General features: G+C 62.2%; 19 protein-coding genes and 1 tRNA gene. 15 read left to right on the plus strand and 5 right to left on the minus strand.

Annotated elements, in window-relative coordinates; translation table 11 throughout:
• The first annotated feature begins 250 nt into the window (after nt 1–250).
• On the plus strand, nt 251–1,219 hold the full coding sequence (locus YH62_RS13170) for an alpha/beta hydrolase (protein ID WP_046794666.1): 969 nt from the start codon (nt 251–253) through the stop codon (nt 1,217–1,219).
• Between the two features lie 40 nt (nt 1,220–1,259).
• On the opposite strand, the gene hisN is transcribed toward YH62_RS13170, so the two are convergent.
• Nucleotides 1,260–2,039 (minus strand): histidinol-phosphatase, encoded by a 780-nt coding sequence (gene hisN / locus YH62_RS13175; protein WP_046794667.1) that lies wholly within the window; start codon nt 2,037–2,039, stop codon nt 1,260–1,262.
• 260 nt (nt 2,040–2,299) lie between these two features.
• Nucleotides 2,300–3,184, minus strand: a complete 885-nt coding sequence (locus YH62_RS13180; protein WP_046794668.1) for an N-formylglutamate amidohydrolase — start codon at nt 3,182–3,184, stop codon at nt 2,300–2,302.
• Between the two features lie 173 nt (nt 3,185–3,357).
• On the opposite strand from YH62_RS13180, the gene YH62_RS13185 reads away from it, so the two are divergent.
• The 4 genes from YH62_RS13185 (at nt 3,358) to YH62_RS13200 (ending at nt 7,803) form a co-directional block, all read left to right on the plus strand.
• A complete protein-coding gene (locus YH62_RS13185; protein WP_046794669.1) occupies nt 3,358–3,720 on the plus strand; it encodes a response regulator in 363 nt (120 codons plus the stop codon).
• A 105-nt stretch (nt 3,721–3,825) separates the two neighbouring features.
• Nucleotides 3,826–3,900: transfer RNA gene (locus YH62_RS13190), tRNA-Val, on the plus strand.
• Between the two features lie 313 nt (nt 3,901–4,213).
• Nucleotides 4,214–6,181: a BCCT family transporter gene (locus tag YH62_RS13195; protein WP_046794670.1), complete on the plus strand. Its 1,968-nt coding sequence runs from the start codon at nt 4,214–4,216 to the stop codon at nt 6,179–6,181.
• A 194-nt stretch (nt 6,182–6,375) separates the two neighbouring features.
• Nucleotides 6,376–7,803, plus strand: a complete 1,428-nt coding sequence (locus YH62_RS13200) for a mannose-1-phosphate guanylyltransferase/mannose-6-phosphate isomerase (RefSeq protein ID WP_046794671.1) — start codon at nt 6,376–6,378, stop codon at nt 7,801–7,803.
• Between the two features lie 578 nt (nt 7,804–8,381).
• On the opposite strand, the gene YH62_RS13210 is transcribed toward YH62_RS13200, so the two are convergent.
• On the minus strand, nt 8,382–9,368 hold the full coding sequence (locus YH62_RS13210) for an NADPH:quinone reductase (RefSeq protein WP_046794673.1): 987 nt from the start codon (nt 9,366–9,368) through the stop codon (nt 8,382–8,384).
• Between the two features lie 133 nt (nt 9,369–9,501).
• Between YH62_RS13210 and YH62_RS13215 the strand changes: the two genes are divergently transcribed.
• Nucleotides 9,502–9,837, plus strand: coding sequence for a helix-turn-helix domain-containing protein (locus YH62_RS13215; RefSeq protein ID WP_046794674.1), 336 nt, complete (start codon nt 9,502–9,504; stop codon nt 9,835–9,837).
• A gap of 68 nt (nt 9,838–9,905) precedes the next feature.
• Here YH62_RS13215 and YH62_RS13220 read toward each other — a convergent pair whose 3' ends face one another.
• Nucleotides 9,906–11,765 carry an ABC transporter ATP-binding protein gene (locus YH62_RS13220; RefSeq protein WP_046794675.1) on the minus strand — a complete coding sequence of 620 codons (1,860 nt, stop codon included), beginning with the start codon at nt 11,763–11,765 and terminating at the stop codon, nt 9,906–9,908.
• A gap of 209 nt (nt 11,766–11,974) precedes the next feature.
• Nucleotides 11,975–12,448, minus strand: a complete 474-nt coding sequence (locus tag YH62_RS13225; RefSeq protein WP_046794676.1) for a VOC family protein — start codon at nt 12,446–12,448, stop codon at nt 11,975–11,977.
• Nucleotides 12,449–12,678: 230 nt separating this feature from the next.
• On the opposite strand from YH62_RS13225, the gene YH62_RS13230 reads away from it, so the two are divergent.
• The 9 genes from YH62_RS13230 (at nt 12,679) to glgB (ending at nt 26,091) form a co-directional block, all read left to right on the plus strand.
• Nucleotides 12,679–13,305, plus strand: a complete 627-nt coding sequence (locus YH62_RS13230; protein WP_046794677.1) for a TetR/AcrR family transcriptional regulator — start codon at nt 12,679–12,681, stop codon at nt 13,303–13,305.
• Entirely contained in the window at nt 13,302–14,267 is a 966-nt protein-coding gene (locus YH62_RS13235) for an HlyD family efflux transporter periplasmic adaptor subunit (RefSeq protein ID WP_046794678.1), read from the plus strand. Before YH62_RS13230 ends, YH62_RS13235 begins: the two co-directional genes overlap by 4 nt.
• Nucleotides 14,264–15,202 (plus strand): ABC transporter ATP-binding protein, encoded by a 939-nt coding sequence (locus tag YH62_RS13240; RefSeq protein WP_046794679.1) that lies wholly within the window; start codon nt 14,264–14,266, stop codon nt 15,200–15,202. Before YH62_RS13235 ends, YH62_RS13240 begins: the two co-directional genes overlap by 4 nt.
• Nucleotides 15,199–16,362, plus strand: a complete 1,164-nt coding sequence (locus YH62_RS13245) for an ABC transporter permease (RefSeq protein WP_046794680.1) — start codon at nt 15,199–15,201, stop codon at nt 16,360–16,362. Before YH62_RS13240 ends, YH62_RS13245 begins: the two co-directional genes overlap by 4 nt.
• A gap of 129 nt (nt 16,363–16,491) precedes the next feature.
• The gene (locus YH62_RS13250) at nt 16,492–18,909 is read left to right on the plus strand and encodes a circularly permuted type 2 ATP-grasp protein (protein ID WP_046794681.1); all 2,418 of its coding nucleotides are present in this window, start codon (nt 16,492–16,494) and stop codon (nt 18,907–18,909) included.
• Nucleotides 18,909–19,790, plus strand: a complete 882-nt coding sequence (locus tag YH62_RS13255; protein ID WP_046794682.1) for a transglutaminase family protein — start codon at nt 18,909–18,911, stop codon at nt 19,788–19,790. The genes YH62_RS13250 and YH62_RS13255 overlap by 1 nt, the downstream gene beginning before the upstream one ends.
• A 161-nt stretch (nt 19,791–19,951) precedes the next feature.
• Nucleotides 19,952–21,175 carry a VWA domain-containing protein gene (locus YH62_RS13260; protein WP_046794683.1) on the plus strand — a complete coding sequence of 408 codons (1,224 nt, stop codon included), beginning with the start codon at nt 19,952–19,954 and terminating at the stop codon, nt 21,173–21,175.
• Between the two features lie 240 nt (nt 21,176–21,415).
• A complete protein-coding gene (locus YH62_RS13265) occupies nt 21,416–23,878 on the plus strand; it encodes a glycogen/starch/alpha-glucan phosphorylase (RefSeq protein ID WP_046794684.1) in 2,463 nt (820 codons plus the stop codon).
• Nucleotides 23,878–26,091 carry a 1,4-alpha-glucan branching protein GlgB gene (gene glgB, locus YH62_RS13270; protein WP_046794685.1) on the plus strand — a complete coding sequence of 738 codons (2,214 nt, stop codon included), beginning with the start codon at nt 23,878–23,880 and terminating at the stop codon, nt 26,089–26,091. The genes YH62_RS13265 and glgB overlap by 1 nt, the downstream gene beginning before the upstream one ends.
• The last annotated feature ends 11 nt before the right edge of the window (nt 26,092–26,102 follow it).

Below are 26,102 nucleotides of genomic sequence, written 5' to 3' on the forward strand. Positions count from 1 at the left end.
TCGGCGCCCGCACAACCAAGATGGGAATTGCCTTTTCCCGCTTCAAGACCCCCTTTTCGCGAAACGCCGCCTTGCCTGAACCCCTTATGAATGCTCGATTTTGGTAAGGTTCAGGACCTTTTCGATAGAAGGGAGGGGCAAGAAGGCGGACAGCCTCCAAGACTGGTATTATGCGTCCCTTCGGTCTACATTTGCCGGAACCGGGAACCCGGTTCCGGCTTCTTTTTTCATGACCTCGACGGCAGTTTCCATGGACGACATTCTCCGCGTAACACCCGGCAATCCCATGCCGCCGAATGCCACGGCCGGTTATTTCGAAGGTTATCGCGGCGCGAAGCTGAGATATGCCCTCTTTCGCTCCGATATTTCGCCGGCCGCCGGCACGGTGGTGCTCCTGCAGGGGCGCAACGAATTCATCGAGAAATATTACGAGACGATCCGCGACCTCAACGCCATGGGTCTCTGGGTCGCGACTTTCGACCTGCGCGGCCAGGGCGGCTCCGACCGATTGACGAAGGACCCGCGCAAGGGCCATGTCCGCCGCTTCCGCGATTACGAGCGGGATCTCGAAATCTTCCTGGAAAAGATCGTGCTGCCGGATGCCCGGATGCCCTTCTTCCTCATCGGCCATTCCACCGGCGCGCTGATCGCGCTGTCGGCAGGGCCGCGCCTTGGTAACCGCATCAGCCGCATGGCGCTGCTCGGACCCTATATCGGCTTCCAGAACCAGGAAGCTCCCGAGGCAGTGGTTCGCCCGCTTTCGGCCCTGTTGAGCTGGACCGGCCTCGGCCATGTCTCGCTCGGCAAGGACAAGAGCCGGCTGCCCTTCGAGAACAACGGTCTCACGCGCGATCCGCGCCGTTTCGAGCGGAACACCGAGATCATAAAGGCCTATCCGGACCTCACCGTTGGCGCCCCGACCGCCCGCTGGGTGCACGAGACGCTGAGTGCGGCCCGCCGTGTTTCCCGGCAGACCCTCCTGACCGAGATCACCATCCCGACCCTCATCCTCGCGCCCGTTTTGGATGGCGTGGTGCCCTATGCGCTGCAGGAGGAACTGTCGCGCAATTTTCGCGCCGCCCAGCTCGTCACCATCACCGGCGGGCGCCACGAGATTCTGCAGGAGAAGGATATCTACCGCGCCCAGGCTCTGGCGGCTTTTCAGGCCTTCATGCCGGGCGAGGACGGCGGCCTCGATCTTACCGAAACCGCCGCGTGAATTTGAATACGCGCCTGAAAGCCTAAACTTCGGCTGAGGCTCAGGCTGCTCCCGAGAGCAGCTCCAGCGCTTCTTCGTGCACCGCCTTGCTGCCGGCCGCCAGAATGCTGCCGCCCGCCTCCGGCCGGCCGCCGTCCCAGGTGGTGATGATGCCGCCCGCCTGCTCGATGAGCGGGATCAGCGCCCCGACGTCATAGGGTTTCAGCCCGTTTTCCACCACGATATCCACGTGGCCCGCTGCCAGCAGCGCATAGGCATAGCAGTCGCAGCCGTAGCGGAAGAGCCGCACGCGGCTTTCCACCACCCTGTACTTTTCCATATCCCCGCCCACGAAGAGATGCGGCGAGGTGGTGAACAGAATGGCATTGGAAAGAGACCCACAATCCCGCGTCGAAATCTGCCGCTCGCCGTCCGGCCCGCTATACCAGGAGCGCTTGCCGTCGGCGAAGTAGCGCTCGCCGGTAAAGGGCTGGTCCATGAGGCCCATGGTCGCCCGCCCCTCAGATTGGAAGCCGATCAGCGTGCCCCATACCGGCAGGCCGGAGATGAAGGCTCGCGTGCCGTCGATCGGGTCGATCACCCAGATATGCTCGCGGTCGAGGCCGATATTGTCGTGCTCTTCGCCGAGGATGCCGTGCTCGGGAAACTTTTCCGTAATCAGTGCGCGGATCGCCGTTTCCGCCGCCCGGTCGCCCTCGGTTACCGGATCGAAGCCGCCCTCCATCTTGTTCGTCACATAGGCGCCGGTGCGGAAACGCGGCAGGGTCTCGGCCTTGGCGGCGTCGGCAAGGGCATGGAAAAAGGCGCGATCGGGAAACATGGGACACCGGCGAAGGATGAAGATGGGCTGTTTTAGACACGTTCGGCGACAAAGCAAATCGCATTTGCACCCGCGGGCACGTGATCAAATTATAATCAGCAGATAAAGTTGCTTGACATTTGTGCAATGCACCATTAACGTCACAGCTACAGTCTTTCGACTGTAAATACCCTCCTTGGGTGTTTCCTCCCTAGACTTAGCCGCGCCAAAAGCGCGGTTTTTTTTGCCCGCATTTTCTATTCGATCGAAATTATTGCCGGTTATTCAGCCGCGAGCGCTGTGTCGCCCGCGAAATCCTCGACGAACTCCGCCATCCGGCGCATGAAGGCCGAAAGTGCTGCGGCAAGCAGCTCGAATTCCGGCCTTTTGGCGAGCGTCATCTCATCGACATAGAGGGAGCGGTTGATCTCGATCTGCAGCGCATGCAGGCCGCGCACCGGCCTGCCGTAATGCTCGGTGATGAAGCCGCCGGCATAGGGCTTGTTGCGCACCGCCGAAAAGCCGAGATCCTCAAGAAAGTGCAGCGCCGCGCGGGAAAGCTCGGTCGAGGCGCTGGTGCCGTAGCGATCGCCGATGATGAAATCGGGCCGGATATCGGAACCGGAAAGGCGGATATTGCCGGGCATCGAATGGCAATCGACCAGAACGCCGAAGCCGAATCGTGCATGGGTACGGGCGATCAACCGCCTCAGGCAGGTGTGGTATGGCTTGTAGATCGTCTCGATGCGCAAAAGCGCCTCTTCCACCGGCAGGCGCCGCCGGTAGATCTCCATGTTTTCCGCCACGATCCTGGGGATCGTGCCGAGCCCGCCGGCCACCCGCATGGAGCCGATGTTCACATAGGGAGGTAGCGGCCCGTCGAACATGCGCGGGTCCAGCTCATAGGGCTCGCGGTTGACGTCCAGATAGGCGCGCGGGAAATGGGCGAGAAGCAGTGGCGCGCCGAGCTCCGTCACCCCGGCGAACAGCTCATCGACATAGTGATCCTCGGAACGGCGGATCGCCATGGAATCGAGCCGGGTTTCGGCAAGGAGGGAGAGAGGATAGCAGCGGCCGCTATGGGGGGAATTGAAAACGAAGGGGATGGTCTGCTCTACGGGTTCCCTCACCTCGAAGTGCTCGAATTCTCCCGTCACCCAGTCCATCCGGCCTTTACCATTTCACCAGTTTGTTTATCACGGCATGTTGCCAGTTGCCCGGCGCGAAGTCCATACTATCTATACCTCACCATAAGCGGTCCTTCCCCTATTAAACGGATGTTTACCATAAGTTTGATAGCGTGGGCGGACTCATAACATGCGGAATTACGGTCCTGGAGATGATGCAGAAAATCCTTCTCGCCGAAGATGATAACGATATGCGCCGCTTCCTTGTGAAGGCGCTGGAAAAGGCGGGGTACAACGTCGCTTCCTTCGATAACGGCGCAAGCGCCTACGACCGGCTCCGCGAGGAACCCTTCTCGCTTCTCCTGACCGATATCGTCATGCCGGAGATGGACGGCATCGAGCTTGCGCGCCGCGCCACCGAGCTCGATCCGGACCTCAAGGTGATGTTCATCACCGGCTTTGCGGCTGTGGCGCTGAACTCCGATTCCAAGGCCCCGAAGGATGCGAAGGTGCTTTCCAAGCCCTTCCACCTGCGTGATCTTGTGGACGAAGTGAACAAGCTGCTGGCGGCCTGAACCGCGCGATACCGGGTTTGCAAGGCTTTCAAAAAAGCTTCGCATTTTCTGGCAAAAACCAGTTGACGGCCCGATCAGCTTATGGTCTATGCGCCGCCATCGGATGGGCGTGTAGCTCAGCGGGAGAGCACTACGTTGACATCGTAGGGGTCACAAGTTCAATCCTTGTCACGCCCACCATTCGAATTCGCTGAACAGCAAGGGCTTTCGGGAAACCGAAAGCCCTTTTTGCATAGTGGCCCCTAGGCTCATCGAACCTGATGCCGGCATCGCTGCCCGCAACGCCTCTTGAGGCGGCGGGAGCGAATACCCAGCGGCATACCCGCGCTCAAAAACTTTCCACAGACGAAATCACGACTGCCGCTTTCACCGTCGGCAGGAGATCATTCCGCTGCTTCGGTGCCGGCCGCGTGCCATGCAAATCCGATGCGTATGTTGGACTTTACGGAGACGCCTCTAGATTAATGATGAAACCCGCTGGAGATGACACGAATTGCAGAAACCTCCGCTATCCGGCATCTCACCAATCTCCTTTTTTGGCTCCGCAGTAATCTCGCTCGGCCTGATCCTCTTTGCGACCGTGGCCCCAGCCACAGCCTCCAGAGTTTTCGAGACCGCGAACAAATGGATCGTTGAGGAGGCGGGCTGGCTCTACATGCTGGCGGTTGCCGGTTTCGTCATATTTCTGCTCTGCCTTGCGATAAGCCCGCTCGGCAAGATCAAGCTTGGCCCAGACGATTCGTCTCCCGACTACAGCTATGGAACCTGGGTCGCGATGCTGTTCAGCGCGGGGATGGGGATCGGCATCGTCTTCTTCGGCGTGGCCGAACCGATCACGCATTTCTCGACGCCACCGGATGCGCCGGCCCGCACTCCCCAGGCCGCGCGCGACGCGATGGAGATAACCTTCTTCCACTGGGGCATTCACGCCTGGGCGATCTATGCGGTGATCGGCCTCTCGCTCGCCTATTTCGGCTATCGCAGAGGCGAGCCGCTCGTCATTCGCTCGGCTTTTCGGCCGCTTCTCGGCGACAGGGTGAACGGGCCGATCGGCGACATGATCGATATCTTCGCGGTGGTCGGCACTCTCGCCGGCCTTGCGACTTCATTAGGTCTCGGTGTTGCGCAGCTCAACGCCACCGGCGCCTATCTCTTCGGCCTTGAGCAGAACATCACGACGCAGGTCGTCCTGATCGGCATCGTCACGATACTGGCCACAATCACCGTCGGCACCGGCCTCGACAACGGCATTCGCCGCCTCAGCGAAATGATCCTCATCGTTTCCTTCATATTGATGGGACTGATCCTCGCCGTCGGCCCGACCCGTTTCCTTCTTCAGGCGTTCGTCGAGAATATCGGCCTCTATCTCAACGGCTTTGTCTCGCGCACCTTCCATATCTATGCCTATGAGCCCACCGACTGGGTCGGCACCTGGACCCTGTTCTATTGGGGCTGGTGGATCTCGTGGTCACCTTTCGTCGGCATGTTTATCGCGCGCATTTCACGCGGACGGACGATCCGGCAGTTCCTCCTCGGCGTGCTCTTCGCACCCGCCGGCTTCAGCTTCATCTGGTTCACGATTTTCGGCGACGTGGCGATCTGGCTCGATCTGAACGCAGCCAATGGCGAGCTGTCGCGCACGGTTGCGGAGAACATGCCAATCGCGCTCTTCACGGTATTCGAATATCTGCCGTGGTCAGGCCTGCTCGCCTGGATCACGGGCCTGCTCGTCGCCGTCTATTTCATAACGGCGTCCGATGCAGGCGCCCTGGTCATCGCGATGATCACGTCGCGGGGAGACGAAGAACCGGTGCTCTGGCTTCGCGTGTTCTGGGCGCTTGTCTGCGGCGGGGTCGCCGCCTGCCTGCTCCTGGCGGGCGGGTTGGATGCGGTTCAGATGGCGGCGGTCATTGCCGCCCTGCCGCTTGTCATCGTCATGATCCTGATGTGCTATGGCGTCTGGAAGGCTCTCCACGACGAAGTGGCGCTGACCGAAAGCGCCGCCCTCCCCCCGGCGCCGCTTGTTCCGAACGAAGGGACCTTCCTTTGGCGGCGGCGATTGGGAGCGATCGTCAGCCATCCCACACGCCGCCAGATCACCACCTATATCGATAGCACGGTCCGCAAGGCGCTGGATGCCGTGGTCATCGAATTGACGAAGCGGGACCTGTCTGCGACCGTCGAAGATGCCGACGACAGTTTGCGGTTGATCGTCAGCCACGGGCAGGAAGCGCCCGATTTCATCTATGAGGTCCGCCCCATCAGCCAGCCGATACCGGCCTTCGCGCTCACGGACACAGCCCGGGGAGAAAGTGGCCGCAACCGATACTACCGGGCGGAAGTATTCCTGGCGCAAGGCGGCAGGGGCTACGACATCTACGGCTATGACGCCGAACAGGTGATCGCCGATATCATCAATCATTACGACCGCTTCCGGCATTACCTTTCGCTGAAGGTATGATGCCGGTTTGCGGACCTGTCTTCTCCCTCTCTCCTACCTCCTTGTACGATCTTGCTTTAAAGAAACCGATCATGCAGCTAGAAGCATGTCGCGCAAAAGTGTGAAGCGGTTTTGCGATAACGACATGCGTAGAAGCACTCATGCGCACCTGCATTCGAGATTCTTCGCCGAACGGTATTGGGAGCAAACGAGCGATGGCCCAGAAGATCATTCCCGTCATCATGGCCGGCGGCAAGGGCACGAGGCTCTGGCCCCTATCGCGCGCCAGCGCGCCGAAGCAGTTCATCCAGTTCATCGGCGACCGCACCCTCTTCCAGGCAACGCTGACGCGGGTCTCCGATCCCGCGCTTTACGAGGCGCCGGTCGTCATCACCAACGAGGATTTCCGCTTCCTGGTGGCCGAGCAGGCCCGCGAACTCGGCGTCAAGTTGGCAGGCACCCTGCTGGAACCAGTCGCCCGCAACACCGCCGCAGCCGTGGCCGCTGCAGCCGCCTTCGCGAGCAGCCGCTTCGGCAAGGATGCCGTCCTCCAGGTGCTCGCCTCCGACCATGAGATCGTCGCCGATGCCGCCTATTTCGAGGCGATCCGGATCGCCCGCGATACCGCGCTAGAAGGCAGGCTCGTTACCTTCGGCATCACGCCCAGCGAGCCCGCCACGGGCTATGGCTATATCGAGATCGGCGAGAAGCGTCCCTCCGGCGCCCATGCGGTGAAACGCTTCGTCGAGAAGCCGGCCCTGCCGGAGGCCGAACGCATGCTCGCCGCCGGCGGCTATTACTGGAACTCGGGCATCTTCATGTTCAAGGCTTCCCAGGTGCTTGCCGAGATGAAGGCACTCGCGCCCGAGGTCGAGGCCGCCGCCCGCGAAGCCACCGCCAAGGCCACCAGCGATCTCGATTTTACCAGGCTCGATCCGGAAGCCTTCGCCAAAAGCCCGGATATCTCGATCGACTATGCGATCATGGAAAAGACCGCCAATGCGGCCGTCGTGCCCTCCTCCTTCACCTGGTCCGATCTCGGAAGCTGGGATGCCGTCTGGAAGCTCGGCAAGCGGGATGAGGCCGGCAACGTCACCGCCGGCAACGCCACGGTCGTCAACACAAGGAACTCGCTCGTCATGTCGCGCACCAGCCATCTGGCTGTGCAGGGACTGGAAAACGTCGCGGTGATCGCCAGCGAGGATGCCGTCTATGTCGGGCGGCTGGAGGATAGCCAGAGCGTCGGCAAGCTCGTCAAGCAGCTCGCCGCCGCGAAGGCGACGGCAGCGCTCACCGAGACGCACCCCACCTCCTACCGCCCCTGGGGCGGTTATACCTCGGTGCTTAACGGTGACCGCTTTCAGGTGAAGCGCCTCTTCGTCTCGCCGGGCAAGAAGCTGTCGCTGCAGAAGCATCACCACCGCGCCGAGCACTGGATCTGCGTGAAGGGCACTGCGGAAGTGACGATCGGCGACCAGGTGAGGATCATCCGCGAAAACGAGTCCGTCTACATCCCCCAGGGCGAGGTGCACCGGCTCGCCAATCCCGGCAAGATCACGCTCGAGATGATCGAGGTGCAGACCGGCTCCTATCTCGGCGAGGACGATATCATCCGCATCGAGGATACTTTCGGGCGGAGCTGATTTGGCTCGATGCCGCTGGTGGATGGCGCTTTACGCCACAAGCGGACTTTCAGGGCGAATACCAGTCAGCAAGGTCTGTGAGAGTTGAGACCATGATACGTGCTGCCACCTCCAAGGATGCAGAACAAGCCATCCGCGTTATACAGCGGTCCATTGAGGAACTGTGCGTTTCCGATCACCTGCGAGACGAAAACGTTCTGAGCATGTGGCTTTCGAACAAAACAGCCGAAAACTTTCGCCTTTGGCTAGAATCGCCAGACCAAATTCTCCTAGTGACCGAGCGCGATGGAGTGATTTGCTCCGTCGGGGGAGCGACACGAACTGGTGAGATCACCTTGAACTACATTCTGCCCGGCACTCGCTTCAGCGGGTTAAGCAAGGCCATGGTCATAGCGCTGGAACGAATCTTGCTGGACTTGGGCAACTCGCGCGTTCGTCTCACAAGCACTCGGACGGCGCAGCGGTTCTATCACTCTATTGGATACCAGGATGTCGGGCCCCCAGTGTTCTGGGGGCGACTGCCCGGTTACCCGATAGAGAAAATCATCGCATGAAACGATCCGCTTCGGCCCGCTGCATCATTGAATATCGACAAGCACCTTGCCGACGACCGAACCCGTCTCCAGAGCTTCGTGAGCCTCGACGATACGATCGAGCGGAACCTGCATGCCGATTTTCGGGACATATGCCCCGGATGCGATGCAGGCGTTTATGGCGTCGATCGCATCACGCTTCGCCTCGAACGGTACGTTGTAGATGAACACGAACCGGAACACGCATCCGCCGACCATCGCCTTGAGCAATGGCAGGGAAAGCTCGTCGCTTGCCTGTCCGGTCGCGTAGGAACTGACAACGCCGCCCTGCGCAAGGCAGGCCATGTCGATCGCGAGATTGGCCTTGAGGTTGACGTCAACGATCCGGTCCACGCCGCGGCTATCGGTCTGCGACCGAATGACGGCAGGGACATCCTCCTTCAAGAGATTGATGACGAGGTCGGCACCTGCTGCCTTGGCGACCGCGACGTGGTCGTCGCTGAGCACCGTCGCCGCCACCCAGGCCCCGGCCCATTTGGCGAGCAGGATGGCGGCCGTGCCGACAACGCCTGCCCCGCCATGGACAAGGACGCGACGTCCCTTGATGTCACCGTCTGCAAACAGGCATCTGTGGGCAGTCAGCGCGGGAATTCCAAGGCTTGCTCCAACCTCGAAGGAAACATTCCTTGGCAACGGCACGGCATTGGTGGCGAGTGTAATCGCGTATTCGGCGGCGGTTCCGCTCGCCCGGCCGTACTGCGCCTCGAAAATCCAGACACGCTCACCAAGTCGGCTTTCCGGAACGCTGTCGCCGACCGCATCGATGATTCCGGCCCCATCCTGATGAGGAATGATTCTCGGGAAGGCCATGGTTGCCGAAAAGCCGGTGCGGGCCTTGATATCCGTCGGGTTGACGCCGGACACGTGAATGCGGACACGAACCTCGCCCGGGCCAGGTTGGGGCGTGGACACTTCCCCCACGGCGAGGACATCCCGGGCTTCGCCCTGGCGATTGTAATAAGCAGCTCTCATCCTAATGTTTCCCATTGTTTGGTTCGGGTTGCGCGACGACGATGCATCATGGTTAAATCTGCCCATGCAGGCCATTGCGCAAGAAGGGAAACATTTTATATATAGGGATACTAATTATACTAATGGAGCTCGAATGCCCGTTTCAGAAAGCGGATATCGCTGCGCCGTCGAGGCGACCGTTCATGTGGCGGGCGGCAAATGGAAGCCGATCATCATCCATTATCTGATCAGCGGCACGAAGCGTTTCGGTGAACTCCGCCGCCTGATCGGCGGCATCACGCAACGCTCGTTGACCCTACAACTGCGCGAACTCGAGGAAAGCGGCGTGATCACCCGGGAGGTGTTCGCGGAGGTGCCGCCGCGCGTCGAATACACGCTGACGGAATTCGGGATGACACTGGCGCCGGTACTCTCAGCCATGAAGGAATGGGGAGAGATCTATATCCAGCGCAGGCTCGATAAACAGTAGCGACGCCCGCTTCGGGCAGAAAGCGGACGAACGTCGCCTACGCTCCAAAAGAGCATGACGCCTGAAATTCAGCCTTCCTCGTCCACATCCGCGATATAACCGCCGGTCTGCCTCTTCCAGAGCCGGGCATAGAGCCCATCGCGCAAAAGAAGCTCGTCCGGCGTTCCTTCCTCCACGATCCGGCCTTTGTCGATCACCACGATCCGGTCCATCTTAGCGATAGTCGACAGCCGGTGCGCGATGGCGATCACCGTCTTGCCCTCCATCAGCACGGCGAGCTTGTCCTGGATCGCCGCCTCGGATTCGCTGTCGAGCGCGGAGGTCGCCTCGTCGAGCACCAGGATCGGCGCGTCCTTCAAAAGCACCCTCGCGATCGCCACTCGCTGCCGCTGGCCGCCGGAGAGTTTGATGCCTCGGTCGCCGACGAAGGCGTCATATCCGCGCCTGCCTTCACCGTCGGCCAGTTCGGCGATGAAGCCGTCCGCTTGGGCAGCCCTGGCTGCCTCCTCGATTTCCTCCTGGGAAGCCGACGGCCGTCCATAGCGGATATTGTCGCCCACCGAGCGATGCAGCAGCGCGACATCCTGGGAAATCACGCCGATATTATCCCTGAGGCTTGCCTGCGTCACCGACCGGATATCCCTGCCGTCGACCAGGATCGTGCCGCCCTTCAAGTCGTAGAACCGCAGGAGCAGGCTCACCAGCGTCGTCTTGCCCGCCCCGGAAACCCCGACAAGCCCCACCTTTTCACCCGGCCGGATGATCAGGTTCAGATCGTCGATAACCGTTCCGGTCGGCCGGTAAGCGAAGCTGACGTTCTCGAAACGGATTTCGCCCCGCTCCACGACGAGCGTCGCGGCATCCGGCGCATCGGTGATGGTCGGCGGCGTGGTCATCACCGGCATGGCGTCGCGGATGGTGCCGACCGCCTGAAAAATCTGCTGGCCCATCTGGAGAAAGGTGAAGGTATGGCCGGACAGCCGCTGGAGGATATAGACTGCCCCGACAAACTCCCCGACCGTGATGAAGCCGTCGACGAGGCCCGAGAAACCGATCGAAAGCATCGCCAGCCAGAGAGCCATGTTGAGCGCCACGACGATCAGTTCCGACGTACGATAGACGCGCTGCTCCCTGTGCTGTGTCTGCACCGCCTTCTGTATGATGCGGCGGATGACACCCGCCTCGCTGTCTTCGGCCGCGAACTGCTTGATCATCTGCATGTTGGTATAGAGATCGGTGATGGCGCCGGCCACCAGGCTGCGCTGCTTGGCGGTGCGGCGCGAGCGTTCAACGAAGATCGGCGCCATCTTGACGGCGAGCGCCACATTGAGCGCGATCCAGACGACGACCGGCAGGGCAAGTTGCCAGGACAGCGCGCTGAGCAGGATCACGGAGCCGACCATCTGCAGCAGGAAACGCGGGATCGTCTGGAAAGCAGCAATGATCTGCTGCTGGACGGCAGACGCTACCTGCGACAGGCGCGAGGCCACCTGGCCGGCGAAGAGATCATGGAAAAATCCGAGATCCTGCCGCTCCACCGCCTTGTGCCCCTGCCACTGGATGGCGGCCGGCATGGCGACCCCGAGCGTGTGCGAATTAAGAGTATTCAGGAGGAAAGAGGCGATCGGCATGGCCGGAAAGATCAGAAGCCCGAGAAAAGTCAGAAGCGGCCATTCACTGTTCAGGAAGTTAGAAGCTCCGTGTTGTGTCACGCCATCGACGATAACCGAAAGTCCCCAGACAATGGTCAGATTGATGGCCTCGATCGCCATGGAGGAAAGCGCGAGCGCGATCAGAACCCCGCGGAACATCGAGATGAAATGCAGAAGGACCGCCACCGGCCCGCTCGAAGGCAGCGGCCGGTAAGGAATATCGAGGGGCCGGATCAGCGTCTCGAAAGGGCGATAGACGAATTCGGAAAGCGACATGGCAGCTCGTCACAGCAATGGAGGGTGGCACCATTCCGCTCGTGCGTATGGCCGGGTAACCGAAAAATTGAGTCTATCGGAAAAGTGTACCGCCAATTGCGGTGTGACGCCAAGCGGAGCTTGCCCGTGGCGAAGCATGGCCAAAGGGCGCCGCCGGGCTCATCCGGCGCCGGCTGCAAACACGGGGCCCGGCCCGTGCTGATCGCGGATCAGCCGCGCCGCGCGGCCTCGATCGCCGCGACGTCGATCTTCCTCATGGTCATCATCGCATCGAAAGCGCGCTTTGCCTGATCGCCGCCTGCCGCGACCGCCTCGGTCAGGACGCGTGGCGTGATCTGCCAGGAGACGCCCCACTTGTCCTTGCACCAGCCGCATTCGCTTTCCTGGCCGCCATTGCCGACAATGGCGTTCCAGTAGCGATCGGTTTCCTCCTGGTCGTCGGTTGCGATCTGAAAGGAGAAGGCTTCGTTGTGTTTGAACATGGGGCCGCCGTTAAGGCCGATACAGGGGATGCCCGCCACCGTGAATTCAACGACCAGCACGTCTCCCTGCTTCCCGTCCGGATAGTTTCCAGGCGCGCGGATGAGGGCACCCACCGCGCTGTCGGGAAAGGTCTCGGCATAGAAGCGGGCGGCCTCCTCTGCGTCCTTGTCGTACCATAGGCAGATAGTGTTCTTTGCCATTGCATCGTCCTCTCATCCTTCGTTTTTCAGGCTCATGTGTTGTCCTGATACTACTATGACGAACGTGCCCTGGGTGATCCGACATCGCACCGAAAATAAATTGGAAGCATCCGCGTGCCGGCAAGCATCTCAACAGCAAAACCTGGTTGTGACAGTTCCCACCCTACTTCCTTGCAAAATCTTCCAGCCCATGATAATGACTGTCCAGTCAGTCATAATTGGAAGAGACGATGACGAAGGAAAGGACCAGACGCAAGCTGGAGCCGGAGCAGCGCCGGGCGGAAATCCTGCAGGCGGCATTCGCCTGTTTTTCCGAGCGCGGCTTCGCCGCCACCCGCATGGAGGATGTCGCCGCCCGCGCCGGCATCGCCAAGGGCACGGTCTACCTGCACTTCCCGGACAAGGAGGCCCTGTTCACCGCGCTCGTCTCCGGGGTCGCCTCGCCCATCCTCGGCGAAGTCGAGGCCATGCTTGCCACGCAGGATGTCTCACCCCGTTTCGTCGTCTCCATGTTCTACGCCCTTTTCGAGCGGGAAGTGCTCAATACCGACCGCCGCCATCTGCTGCGGCTGGTGATCGCCGAGGGCCCCATGTTCCCGCGGGTAACGGAATTCTACCATCGCGAGATCATCTCCAAGGGCCTTTCCATCCTGCGGCCGGTGCTGAAGCGGGCCGCCGAGAACGGCGAGCTGCGCAACCCTGCGCTTGCCGAAACCCCGCAGGTGGTGATGGCGCCGGCGCTGCTCGCCGTCATCTGGTCGACACTTTTCGAGCGCTATGAACCGCTCGATGCGCGAAAGCTGCTGGATGCCTTTCTCGACACCCTGTTCCTGCCGGAAGGAGGAACCTCGCCATGAAACGCATCGTGTTCATCGTCCTCATTGCCGTCGCGGCCCTTGCCGCCCTCCCCTTCTTCCTGCGGGATGAGGCCCCGCGTCCCTATCAGGGCTGGGTGGAGGCGGACACGCTCTTCATCGGGGCCGAAAGCGTCGGACGGCTCGCCGCCGTCGATGTCGAGGAAGGCGGAACGGTCGCCGCCGACGCCTCTCTTTTCCGGCTCGATACCGAAAACGAGGAGGCCGCCGTTTCCGCCGCGCGTGCCGCGCTCGCCCGATCCCAGGCCGAACTCGATCTCGCCGAAGCCGCCCAGAAGCGGCCGGAGGAGATCGACGTGCTGCGCGCCTCGGAGCGTGAAGCGGTCGCCCAGCTCGAACTCTCGAAGCAGGAGCTGGCGCGCACCCGCTCGCTCGTCGCCAAGGGCACCGCCACCCAGGCTAGCCTCGACGTGGCGGTCGCCACCGAAGCGGCGAACCGCGCCTCGCTCGACAGCGCCCGCAGCCAGATCACGCTCGCCACGCTCCCCGCCCGCGAACAGGCCGTGCGCCAGGCGCGCGAGAACGTCGAGGCCGCGAAGGCCGAGCTTGCCTCCGCTGAGGCTGCACTTGCCAAGCGCGCCGTCTCCGCCCCTGCCGCCGGCAGCATCGAAAGGCTCTATTATCGCCTGGGCGAGGTCGTGCCCGCCGGCAGGCCTATCGTCGCCCTGCTGCCGCCGGAAAACGTCCGCATCCGCTTCTTCGTGCCGGAGACCGAGATAGCGAGGCTTTCGCTCAGTGAACCGATCCGCGTCACCTGCGATGCCTGCGAGCCGTCGGACGCCCGTATCAGCTTCATCGCGACGGAAGCGGAATTCACCCCGCCGGTCATCTACAGCATGGAGGAGCGCTCCAAGCTCGTCTATCGCGTCGAGGCGATCCCCGCTCAACCGGCGAAGCTGCGCCCCGGCCAGCCGGTCGATGTGGTTCCCGGAGCCGGATCATGATCGCCGAGAACGCGCCCGAGGTCGTCATCGACGTCCATCACCTGACCAAGAGCTTCGGCGGTCGCAAAGTGGTCGATGACGTTTCCATGTCGGTCAGGAAGGGCCGCATTCATGGCTTTCTCGGACCCAACGGCTCCGGCAAGACGACCACGATCCGCATGCTCTGCGGGCTCTTGACGCCGGATAGCGGCACCGGCACCTGCCTCGGCTTCGATATCCTCACCGAAAGCGATCGCATCCGCCGCCGCGTCGGCTACATGACCCAGAAATTCTCGCTCTATCAGGACCTCTCGATCCGCGAGAACCTGGAATTCGTGGCCCGCGTCTACGGCCTGCCCGATCCGCGCGAAAAGGCGGGCGCGGCAATCGAGCGCCTGGGTCTCAAGGGGCGCGAGAAGCAGCTTGCGGGCGAGCTTTCCGGCGGTTGGAAACAGCGCCTCGCGCTCGGCGCCTGCATCCTGCCGGAACCTGCGCTTCTCCTGTTGGACGAACCGACCGCCGGCGTCGATCCCAAGGCCCGGCGTGACTTCTGGAACGAGATCCATGCACTTGCTGCCGAAGGCCTCTCGGTGCTGGTCTCCACCCATTACATGGACGAGGCGGAGCGCTGCCACGAGATCGCCTATATCGCCTATGGCAAGCTTCTGGCCGAGGGCACGGTGGACGAAGTGATTGAAGGCACCGGCCTCGTCACCTTCACCGTCTCCGGTCCGGATGTGCACCGCCTCCAGTCCGAACTCGACGGCGTGCCGGGCATAGACATGATCGCCCCCTTCGGCACCAGCCTGCATGTCGCGGGCCGCGATGCGGAAGAGCTGGAAAAGGCGATCGCCCCATGGCGCGACCGGCCGGGCCTCAAGTGGGAAAAGGGAGAGGCGACGCTCGAGGATGCCTTCATCGACCTGATGCGTCGCTCGGAGGACAATTTCCGATGAGTGCGAACGGCCCGAACAACAGCAATAGTAACGGCAACGGAGGCTTCTTCGGCCGCTTCTGGGCGATGACGGTCAAGGAATTCATCCAGATGACCCGCGACCGCATCACGCTCGCGACCATGATCATGATCCCGATCATGCAGCTTCTGCTGTTCGGCTTCGCGATCAACACGACACCGCACAACCTGCCGACCGCCGTGCTGATGCGCGAGAATACGGATATCGGCCGCTCCATTCTCGCAGCGCTTAAAAACACCGATTTCTTCGAGGTCCGCTCGGTCGTCACCCGCGCCGAGGACATGGACCGGCTGCTCGAATCCGGCGAGGCGCTCTTCGTCGTGGAAATTCCCGAAGGCTTCGAACGCAGTCTGAGGCGCGGCGATACCCCTGCCCTGCTGATCGCCGCCGATGCCACGGACCCGGTTGCGGCAAGCTCGGCGCTCGGCGCGCTTTCCGGCATCGTCACATCCGCGCTCGCCGGCGATCGGCAGGTGGAGTTCGCCGAACCGGCAAAACCGGCCTTCGAGGTCATCCAGCACCGGCGCTACAACCCGGCCGGCTCCTCAACGCTCAACATCGTGCCCGGCCTGCTCGGCACCATCCTGACGATGACGCTCTTGATCTTCACCGCCCTTTCGGTGACGCGCGAGACGGAACGCGGCACCATGGAAAACCTGCTTTCCATGCCCATCAAACCGCTGGAGATCATGCTCGGCAAGATCACGCCCTACGTTTTGATCGGGCTCATCCAGGCGCTCATCATCATCGCCGCCGGCATCCTGGTGTTTCAGGTGCCGATCATCGGCCATCCGGCCGCGCTCGCCGCCATCACGGCTCTCTTCGTCATCACCAACCTGTCGATCGGCTACACCTTCTCCACCATGGCCACGAACCAGTTGCAGGCCATGCAGATGGCGATGATGTTCTTCCTGCCGAACATCCTGCTCTCCGGCTTCATGTTTCCTTTCGCCGGCATGCCGCGCTGGGCGCAGTGGATCGGCGAGGCGCTCCCCCTCACCCATTATCTCCGCGTCGTGCGCGCCGTCATGCTGAAGGGCGCGGAAATCGGCACGCTCGCCTATGATACGGCAGCACTCGCCGGTCTCACCCTCATCGCCATGCTGATCGCGGTGCGCCGCTTCCGCCGCACGCTGGATTGAGCCCCACCTTGCTTTCTTTGCGTGCATTGCAGAAAATCCCAACCGGAATCCTCTTGACCCTTGATCTGCGCCGGCCGACAGGGAACGTCGAAATCAAGGCTGGAAACATCAAGGCCAGAAAGATCAGGAATGTCGAAAGGCTCCGCAACCGAACTGAAGCACGGGCAGGATAGCGCCACCCCGGCCGATCCTGTTTTCGGCTATGCGGCCCTGCCGGGCGTCCCCGACGAGATGCAGGACGCCGACGGCAATATCCGGCCCGTCTGGCGAAACCTCATCTCGGCGCTTGGCCGCATGCCCGAAAGCGAGCTGCAGGAGCGCTTTGCCCGCGCCGACCGTTATCTTCGCGATGCCGGCGTCTTCTACCGCACCTACGGCACCGAAAGCGGCAGCGAGCGGGAATGGCCGATCTCCCACATTCCGGTGCTGATCGACGGCCGTGAATGGGAAGCGGTCTCGAAAGGCCTCATCCAGCGCGCGAACCTCCTCGAAGCCATCATGGGCGATCTCTACGGTGAGAACCTCCTGGTGCGGGAAGGTTTCCTGCCCCCGGCGCTGGTGGCGGGCAATCCGGAATTCCTGCGCCCGCTGGTGGGCGTCAAGCCGGCCGATGGCCACTACCTGCACTTCTGCTCCTTCGAGATCGGACGAGGGCCGGACGGCAACTGGTGGGTCCTGGCGGATCGCACGCAGGCGCCCTCCGGCGCGGGTTTCGCGCTGGAGAACCGCGTCGCCACCACTCGCGCCCTTTCCGATATCTACGCCGAAACCCATGTGCATCGGCTCGCCTCCTTCTTCGGCGCCTTCCGCGATGCGTTGCAGGCGAAGAAGAAATATCCGGACGACCGCATCGCGGTCCTCACCCCCGGCCCCGCCAACGAAACCTATTTCGAGCACGCCTATATCGCCCGCTATCTCGGTTTCATGCTGCTGGAGGGGGAGGATCTGACCGTCGTCAACGACCGGGTGATGGTGCGCACCGTCGCAGGCCTCAAGCCCATCAGCGTACTCTGGCGCCGCCTCGACGCCTCCTTCGCCGATCCGCTCGAACTCGACCAGAACTCCCATATCGGCACGCCCGGCATGGTGCAGGCGCTGCGCTCCGGCTCGGTGACGCTCGTCAACGCGCTGGGTTCCGGCATCCTCGAAACCCGCGCTCTGCTCGCCTTCACGCCGGCCATCTGCCGCCGGCTCATTGGCGAAGACCTCCTGATGTCCTCGATTGCCACCTGGTGGTGCGGGCAGAAGGCTGAGCGGGATCATGTGGCGGAAAACATCGACCGGATGGTCATCGGCCCCGCCTATTCACGGCTGCCCTTCTTCGATGACGACGGCCAGTCGGTCGCCGGCTCCGGGCTGCGCGAAACGGCAAAGGGCTCGATCGCGGATTGGCTCGCCTCCGACGGCGCAAGGCTCGTCGGCCAGGAAGCCGTGACCCTTTCCACCACGCCGGCCTACGTCAACGGCAGGCTGATCCCGCGGCCGATGTCGCTGCGCGTCTTCGCGGCCCGCACCGAGCACGGCTGGCAGATCATGCCGGGCGGCTTTGCCCGCATCGGCTCCGGCGACGACGTGGCGGCGATCGCCATGCAGGCAGGCGGCACGGCAGCCGACGTCTGGATCGTTTCCGACAAGCCGGTCGCCAGACCGACGTTGCTGCCGCCGGAGGAAAGCTTCAACCGCAACATGCCGGGCAGCCTGCCGAGCCGGGCCGCCGACAACCTCTACTGGCTCGGCCGCTATATCGAGCGGGCGGAAGGGGCGCTGCGCATCCTGCGCGCCTGGCACCTGCGCTATGCGGAATCGGCAGATCCGAGCCAGCCGCTGCTGGCCGATGTCGCCCGCTATCTCGAAAAGACTGGCATCGACATGCAAAGAGCGGTGCCTGCGCCGCTGCTGCGCAATATCGATAGCGCCATCGGCTCGGCCAGCAATATCCGCGACCGCTTCTCGCCGGATGGCTGGCTGGCGCTGACCGATCTCGCCAAAACCGCCCGCCGCTTCCACGAAACCGTGCAGTCGGGTGATGACGCCGCCCATGCCATGACCGTCCTCTTGCGCAAGCTGGCGGGTTTTGCCGGCCTCGTGCACGAGAACATGTATCGCTTCACCGGCTGGCGCTTCCTGTCGATCGGCCGGCATCTCGAACGCGGCCTGCATATGACCCGTCTGCTCGGCCACATGTTCGGGAAGGATGCTCCGGATGGCTCGCTCGACATGCTGATCGAGATCGGCGACAGCGTCATGACCCACCGCCGGCGCTATAACGTCAACACCGCCCGGCTGACGGTGGCCGATCTCCTGGCGCTCGATCCCTTGAATCCGCGTTCGATCCTCTTCCAGTTGAATGAGATCCGCGCGGACGTCGAGCAATTGCCGAACGCGCTCGTCAACGGCCAGATGTCGCCCTTCTATCGCGAGGCTATGCGGCTGCATTCCACTTTGGCTGTCATGACGCCGGAAGCCATGTCGGAGGAGATATTCCGCAAATTTGAGCTCGAACTGGAAAGCCTGTCCGATCTCCTAGGACGGACTTACTTCCACTAATGCTGTACGATCTGACGCTTCATATGGGCTATGCCTACGATGTTCCAGCATCCGGAGCCCGGCATGTCATCCGCGTCATGCCGCTTTCGCTGCCGGACCGGCAGCGGCTGGTCGCCGGCTCGCTCTCCATCTCCCCTGCGGCCGACGAGAGAACCGCCTTCCTCGATTTCTTCGGCCAGCAGGCGACCTCCATTCTGGTGCGTGCGCCGCATGACCGGCTGGATATCCGCATGCAGGCCCGTGTCATGGTCGAAAACCAGCCGATCACCGCCGACCTTTCACCGGAGCTTGCAAGGCTGCCCGAGGAGCTTGCGGCGGTCTGGTCGATCGATGCCGCCTCCCCGCACCATCTCGCGGCTGCGAGCCCGCGCCTTCCTCAGGAGGCCGAAATCGCCGCCTATGCCCGCGAGCTGGTGGAGCCCGGCCGGACGGTGCGGGAAATCGCGCTCTCGCTCTGCGCCCGCATCCACCGGGATTTCACCTACGATCCGGAAGCGACCACGGTCGATACGACGCCGGGCGAGGCCTTCCGGTTGAAACGCGGCGTCTGCCAGGATTTCGCCCATGTGATGATCGTGGCGCTGAGAAGCCTTGGCATTCCAGCCGGTTATGTCAGCGGTTTCCTGCGCACCATCCCGCCACCCGGCAAGGAGCGGCTGGAAGGGGCGGATGCCATGCATGCCTGGGTGCGTGTCTGGTGCGGCGGCGTCATGGGCTATGTCGAGCTGGACCCCACCAACGACATGCCGGCGGGCAGCGACCACATCGTCGTCGGCTATGGACGCGATTATTCCGACATCGCCCCCGTCATCGGCGTTCTCAAGGGTTACGGCAACCAGAAAAGCATCCAGGCGGTCGATGTTGTCCCGGTGAACCAATAAATCCCCCTAAAAATTACAGGGATAACGCGCAATAGACCGATTTTGGCACTGATTCAGCCGATCGTTAAAATGCCGCCTGTTTCCTTAAGCCTCGATACACCCGCTTGCCCTAATGGCTCCCATAGGCATTGGGGTTGTCCTTCACGAATGGGACTGGGGTTATGAGAAACTGCTTTTCGATCGCGCGGTTCGCGAAGGACCGCGGCGGCAATTTCGGCATGATGACTGCAATATTGCTCCCGGTATCGCTGGGAGTGGGTGGCGTGGCGATGGATCTCGTCCGCGCCTCAGAACTGCGCACGCAAATGCAGGCGGCAGCCGATGCAGCGGCTCTGTCCGCCGCCTCCGCCATGGCCTACAAGGAGGCTTCCGAAGCGGAAGCCGTAAGGGTGGGGCAGGATACCAACTCGAGCTCGCTGGCCCATTCTCAGGCCGCTCCCGACGATACCGCGGACCGGCTCAAGCAAATGCAGGAGGAGATCGGCAAGGATACGGACGTGCGGGTCACCAAGACCAATACGCCATCCGGCGAGATCTATGGCGTCACCATCACGTCCAGTTTCGACATGGGCCTCAATCCGCTCACGACGCTGCTCGGCAAATCCACCATGACGGTTGCCGTCACCAGCTCGGCGGTGAGCACCGCGGTCACCGAAAGCCCGGTCTCGATGTATCTCGCTCTTGACCGCTCGGGCTCCATGTCCTTCAAGACGGACACTCGGCATCCGACGAAATCAAGCTGCGACAACTATACGAGCAAGTCCTGGCCGAATACCACGGGATCGAAAAACCCCTGCTACCTCCGCAAGATCGAAGCGCTCCAGACCGCCGCAGACGCGCTCTTCGCGGGCATGGAAACAGCCGACCCGAAAGGTAACCTCGTGCGGATCGGAGCGGTCTCCTACACGCACCAGACCCAATCCGCCCAGAAGATCGAATGGGGCGTGACCAAGGCCAAAGCCTATGTGGACGCCCTGCCCTACAAGCCGGAAGGCGGCACCGATGCAAGCGGCGCGATGCAGGCAGCCTACGATGCGCTGAAGACGCAAAACAAGACCGAAGCGGATGCCCACAAGTCCAAGGAGCACGAGGCCTTTACGCGCTACATTCTCCTGATGACCGACGGCGAAATGACGGGCAACAGCTCGACGTGGAATTCCGCCCTCGACAAGAAGACACGCGACCTTTGCACGACCGCCAAGAAGGACGGCATCATCATCTTCTCCGTCGCCTTCATGGCTCCGGAGAAAGGCCAGAAGCTTCTCAGCGATTGCGCCAGCGGAGCGGAGAACTACTACCAGCCGGACAATATGGAACAGCTCGTCAAGGATTTCGGCGAGATCGCCGCCAAGGCCAACAAGACGGTGCCGCGCCTCACCAACTGATCGGCTTGGTTATCGGAATGCTCACGCTCCCGCCGTTCCTCGGCGGGAGCTTTTCGTTTGTCCGAACGGATACACCGAGCGGATACTTCGGAAGGATGCTCCGGCGTAATTCGCCGTTATCAAATCCTGTGTTGCCAGCGCCTCGCAACGGTGCATAAACTGTCGGTCCACATGGTCGAACCTCATGGAATTCCTCCAGACCCGTCCACACCCGTTGCTCCCAAAAACGCTGGCGATCTAATGAATCCAAACACTTCCCCGGTCGATCTACCCCAGCCCGCTCCCCGCAGCTCCCGCCCCGAGATCATGGCGGAAGAGATCATCGAGCGCCTCACCTACCGCATCGGCAAGGATGCCAAGGTCGCCAAGCCGCATGACTGGCTGATCGCCACCATTCTCGTGGTGCGGGACCGCATCATCGACAAGTGGATGGAAAGCACCCGCAAGGCCTATCATACCGGCGCCAAGCGCGTTTACTACCTGTCGCTGGAATTCCTGATCGGCCGCCTGATGCGCGACGCCGTCACCAATATGGGGCTGATGGAGGAGATCCGCGACGCGCTCTCCTCGCTCGGCGTCGATCTGGAGATTATCGCCGGGCTGGAGCCGGATGCCGCACTCGGCAATGGCGGCCTCGGCCGGCTGGCCGCTTGTTTCATGGAGAGCATGGCGACCGTCGATATCCCCGCCTATGGCTACGGCATCCGCTATGTCCACGGCCTCTTCCGCCAGCAGATGGCGGACGGCTGGCAGGTGGAGCTGCCGGAGACCTGGCTCGCCCACGGCAACCCTTGGGAATTCGAGCGCCGGGAAAGCTCCTACGAGATCGGCTTCGGCGGCTCGGTGGAATCGATCGGCAGTTACGACGACCCGCCCCGCTATGTCTGGAAGCCGGCCGAGCGCGTCATCGCGACCGCCTATGACACGCCGATCGTCGGCTGGCGGGGAAAGCGCGTCAATACGCTGCGCCTCTGGTCGGCCCAGCCGATCGACCCGATCCTGCTCGACGCCTTCAACGCCGGCGACCATATCGGCGCGCTACGCGAGAGCAACAAGGCCGAGAGCCTGACCCGCGTGCTCTATCCGGCGGACGCCAACCCGGCCGGCCAGGAACTGCGCCTGCGCCAGGAATATTTCTTCTCCTCCGCTTCGCTCCAGGACATCCTGCGCCGCCATCTGCAGCAATATCCTGATTTCACGAACCTGCACGAGAAGGTGTCTATCCAGCTCAACGACACCCATCCGGCCGTTTCCATAGCCGAGCTGATGCGCCTTCTCTGCGACGTCCACGGCATGGATTTCGACCACGCCTGGGAGATCACCAGGCAAACCTTCTCCTATACCAACCATACGCTTTTGCCGGAGGCGCTCGAAAGCTGGCCGGTGCCGCTCTTCGAACGCCTTCTGCCGCGCCACATGCAGCTCGTCTATGCCATAAACGCTCAGATCCTGATCGAGGCGCGCAAGGAAACGCGCTTCTCCGACACCCAGATCCGCGCCATATCCCTGATTGATGAGGGCGGCGAGCGGCGCGTCCGCATGGGCAATCTCGCCTTCGTCGGCTCGCATTCCATCAACGGCGTCTCCGCGCTCCACACCGATCTCATGAAGGAGACGGTGTTTTCCGATCTCCACACGCTCTATCCCACCCGCATCAACAACAAGACCAACGGGATCACTCCGCGCCGCTGGCTGATGCAGTGCAATCCCGGCCTCACCGAACTGATCAGGGAGGTGATCGGCGATGCCTTCATGGACGATACCGATGCCCTGCAGGCGCTCGATGCCCATGCGACCGATAAAGCCTTCCAGGAGAGGTTCGCCGCCGTCAAGCGCGTCAACAAGGAGCAGCTCGCCCATCTCGTCGGCAGCCGCATGGGTGTGCGCCTCGATCCCTCGGCGCTTTTCGATATCCAGATCAAGCGCATCCACGAATACAAGCGCCAGCTCCTGAACATCATCGAGGCCGTGGCGCTCTACGACCAGATCCGCTCGCGGCCCGAACTCGACTGGGTTCCGCGCGTGAAATTCTTCGCCGGCAAGGCGGCGCCGAGCTATCACAATGCCAAGCTCATCATAAAGCTCGCCAACGATGTCGCCCGCGTCATCAACAACGACCCGGCCGTGCGCGGCCTGCTGAAAGTGGTCTTCGTCCCGAACTACAACGTCTCGCTCGCCGAGATCATGGTGCCGGCGGCCGATCTTTCGGAACAGATATCCACCGCCGGCATGGAAGCCTCCGGCACCGGCAACATGAAGTTCGCGCTGAACGGCGCGCTCACCATCGGCACGCTCGACGGCGCCAATGTGGAGATGCGTGACCATGTGGGCGCCGAGAACATCGTGATCTTCGGCATGACGGCGGAAGAGGTGGCGAAGGTCCGGGCCGACGGTCACAATCCTCGCCCGATCATCGAGGGCTCGCGCGAGCTTTCGCAGGCGCTTTCGGCGATCGCCTCGGGCGTCTTCTCTCCCGATGATCGCTCCCGCTTTTCCGAGCTCATCGACGGCATCTATAATCACGACTGGTTCATGGTGGCCGCCGATTTCGATTCCTATGCCCAGGCGCAGCGCGACGTCGACCGCATATGGAGCGACCCGAAGTCCTGGTACTCGAAGACCATTAGGAACACGGCGCGCATGGGATGGTTCTCCTCCGACCGGACGATCCGCCAATACGCATCCGAAATCTGGAGAGCCTGATGAAGAAATCGCCGCGAGAAGTCGATGACGGGAGAGCCCCAGGCGAAATTCCGTTGTCGGAGATCGAGGCGATTCTGGAGGGCAGGCATACCAATCCCTTCGCCGTCCTCGGCCTCCACAAGCTGAAGGATGGTTTTCGCGCCCGCTGCTTCATTCCAGGCGCCGAGGAGGTCACGGCACTCACGCTTGAGGGCGTCGAAATCGGCGAGCTGAAGCGCCGGCACGAAGACGGCTATTTCGAAGGGCCGGTCGACGCCTCCAGCCTGCGGCCGCTGCGTTACCGCGCCCGCCGCGGCGATGTGGAATGGGCGGTCACCGATCCCTACAGCTTCGGCCCGGTGCTCGGACCGATGGACGATTATTTCGTCCGGGAAGGTTCGCACCTGCGCCTCTTCGACAAGATGGGCGCCCATCCGATGAAGCACGAAGGCGTGGAGGGCTTCCACTTTGCCGTCTGGGCGCCGAATGCCAAGCGCGTCTCGGTCGTCGGGGATTTCAACAACTGGGACGGCCGCCGCCATGTCATGCGGCTGCGCGTCGATACCGGCATCTGGGAAATCTTCGCGCCGGATGTCTCCGCCGGCTCCGCCTACAAGTTCGAGGTCGTCGGCAAGAACGGCAAGCTTCTGCCGCTGAAGGCAGACCCCTATGCCCGCCGCGCCGAGCTGAGGCCGGACACCGCCTCGGTTACCGCGCCTGAGCTCGCGCAGAAATGGGATGATGAGGCCCACCAGGAGTTCTGGTCGAAGGCCGATCACCGCCGCCAGCCGATCAGCATCTACGAAGTGCATGCCGGCTCCTGGCGCAAGCGCCAGGACGGCTCCTTCCTCTCATGGGACGAACTCGCCTCCGAACTCATCCCCTACTGCGTCGACATGGGCTTCACCCATATCGAATTCCTGCCCATTACCGAGCATCCCTTCGATCCTTCCTGGGGTTACCAGACGACTGGGCTCTTCGCGCCCACCGCCCGTTTCGGCGAGCCGGAAGGCTTTGCCCGTTTCGTCAACGGCTGTCACAAGGTCGGCATCGGCGTCATCCTCGATTGGGTGCCGGCCCACTTCCCCACCGACGAACACGGCCTGCGCTGGTTCGACGGTACGGCCCTTTACGAGCACGACGATCCGCGAAAGGGGTTCCATCCCGACTGGAACACGGCGATCTACAATTTCGGCCGCATCGAGGTTCTCTCCTATCTGGTCAACAACGCCCTTTACTGGGCGGAGAAATTCCATCTCGATGGGCTGCGCGTCGATGCCGTCGCCTCCATGCTCTACCTCGACTATTCGCGGAAGGAAGGCGAATGGGTGCCGAACGAATATGGCGGGCGCGAAAATCTGGAGGCGGTGCGCTTCCTCCAGAAGATGAATTCTCTCTCCTACGGCGCCCATCCCGGCGTGATGACGATCGCCGAGGAGAGCACCTCCTGGCCCAAGGTTTCCCATCCCGTCCACGAAGGGGGGCTCGGCTTCGGCTTCAAGTGGAACATGGGCTTCATGCACGATACGCTGAGCTATCTGAAGCGCGAGGCCGTGCACCGGAAGTTCCACCACAACGAAATCACCTTCGGCCTGCTCTATGCATGGTCGGAGAATTTCGTGCTGCCGCTGTCCCATGACGAGGTCGTGCACGGCAAGGGCTCGCTGATCGCCAAGATGGCCGGCGACGACTGGCAGAAATTCGCCAATCTGCGCGCCTACTACGCCTTCATGTGGGGCTATCCCGGCAAGAAGCTCCTGTTCATGGGGCAGGAATTCGCCCAATGGGCCGAGTGGAGCGAGGAGCGCCCGCTCGACTGGAACCTCCTGGCCTATCATCCGCATGAGGGCATGCGCCGCCTCGTGCGCGACTTGAACTTCTGCTACCGCTCCAAGCCCGCCCTGCACGCCCGCGACTGCGAGCCGGACGGTTTTCGCTGGCTGATCGCCAACGACCAGGAAAACTCCGTCTTTGCCTGGATACGCATGGCGCCGGATGCAAAACCGGTCGTGGTCATCACCAATTTCACGCCGGTCTACCGGGAGAATTACCGCATCCCCTTGCCAAGCGCCGGAAGGTGGCGGGAAATTCTCAACACGGATGCGGAAATCTACGCCGGCAGGGGCAAGGGCAACGGCGGCAAGGTGCAGGCGGTCGATGCGGGAGGAGAGATTTCGGCCGAGATAACATTGCCGCCGCTGGCGACGATCATGCTGGAACCGGAACAAGCCTGAGACAAACGGGA

The sequence above is a fragment of the Rhizobium sp. LC145 genome, assembly GCF_001005825.1.
Classification (GTDB): domain Bacteria; phylum Pseudomonadota; class Alphaproteobacteria; order Rhizobiales; family Rhizobiaceae; genus Neorhizobium.

What these genes read in the sequence shown, in the direction of transcription:
- YH62_RS13210 (WP_046794673.1), bottom strand. Translation starts at nt 9,368, where the DNA reads ATGAGAGCTGCTTATTACAATCGCCAGGGCGAAGCCCGGGATGTCCTC.
- YH62_RS13255 (WP_046794682.1), top strand. Translation starts at nt 18,909, where the DNA reads ATGCTGTACGATCTGACGCTTCATATGGGCTATGCCTACGATGTTCCA.
- YH62_RS13260 (WP_046794683.1), top strand. Translation starts at nt 19,952, where the DNA reads ATGAGAAACTGCTTTTCGATCGCGCGGTTCGCGAAGGACCGCGGCGGC.
- YH62_RS13185 (WP_046794669.1), top strand. Translation starts at nt 3,358, where the DNA reads ATGATGCAGAAAATCCTTCTCGCCGAAGATGATAACGATATGCGCCGC.
- glgB (WP_046794685.1), top strand. Translation starts at nt 23,878, where the DNA reads ATGAAGAAATCGCCGCGAGAAGTCGATGACGGGAGAGCCCCAGGCGAA.
- hisN (WP_046794667.1), bottom strand. Translation starts at nt 2,039, where the DNA reads ATGTTTCCCGATCGCGCCTTTTTCCATGCCCTTGCCGACGCCGCCAAG.
- YH62_RS13240 (WP_046794679.1), top strand. Translation starts at nt 14,264, where the DNA reads ATGATCGCCGAGAACGCGCCCGAGGTCGTCATCGACGTCCATCACCTG.
- YH62_RS13225 (WP_046794676.1), bottom strand. Translation starts at nt 12,448, where the DNA reads ATGGCAAAGAACACTATCTGCCTATGGTACGACAAGGACGCAGAGGAG.
- YH62_RS13265 (WP_046794684.1), top strand. Translation starts at nt 21,416, where the DNA reads ATGAATCCAAACACTTCCCCGGTCGATCTACCCCAGCCCGCTCCCCGC.
- YH62_RS13180 (WP_046794668.1), bottom strand. Translation starts at nt 3,184, where the DNA reads ATGGACTGGGTGACGGGAGAATTCGAGCACTTCGAGGTGAGGGAACCC.
- YH62_RS13200 (WP_046794671.1), top strand. Translation starts at nt 6,376, where the DNA reads ATGGCCCAGAAGATCATTCCCGTCATCATGGCCGGCGGCAAGGGCACG.
- YH62_RS13220 (WP_046794675.1), bottom strand. Translation starts at nt 11,765, where the DNA reads ATGTCGCTTTCCGAATTCGTCTATCGCCCTTTCGAGACGCTGATCCGG.
- YH62_RS13215 (WP_046794674.1), top strand. Translation starts at nt 9,502, where the DNA reads ATGCCCGTTTCAGAAAGCGGATATCGCTGCGCCGTCGAGGCGACCGTT.
- YH62_RS13250 (WP_046794681.1), top strand. Translation starts at nt 16,492, where the DNA reads ATGTCGAAAGGCTCCGCAACCGAACTGAAGCACGGGCAGGATAGCGCC.
- YH62_RS13245 (WP_046794680.1), top strand. Translation starts at nt 15,199, where the DNA reads ATGAGTGCGAACGGCCCGAACAACAGCAATAGTAACGGCAACGGAGGC.
- YH62_RS13170 (WP_046794666.1), top strand. Translation starts at nt 251, where the DNA reads ATGGACGACATTCTCCGCGTAACACCCGGCAATCCCATGCCGCCGAAT.
- YH62_RS13230 (WP_046794677.1), top strand. Translation starts at nt 12,679, where the DNA reads ATGACGAAGGAAAGGACCAGACGCAAGCTGGAGCCGGAGCAGCGCCGG.
- YH62_RS13235 (WP_046794678.1), top strand. Translation starts at nt 13,302, where the DNA reads ATGAAACGCATCGTGTTCATCGTCCTCATTGCCGTCGCGGCCCTTGCC.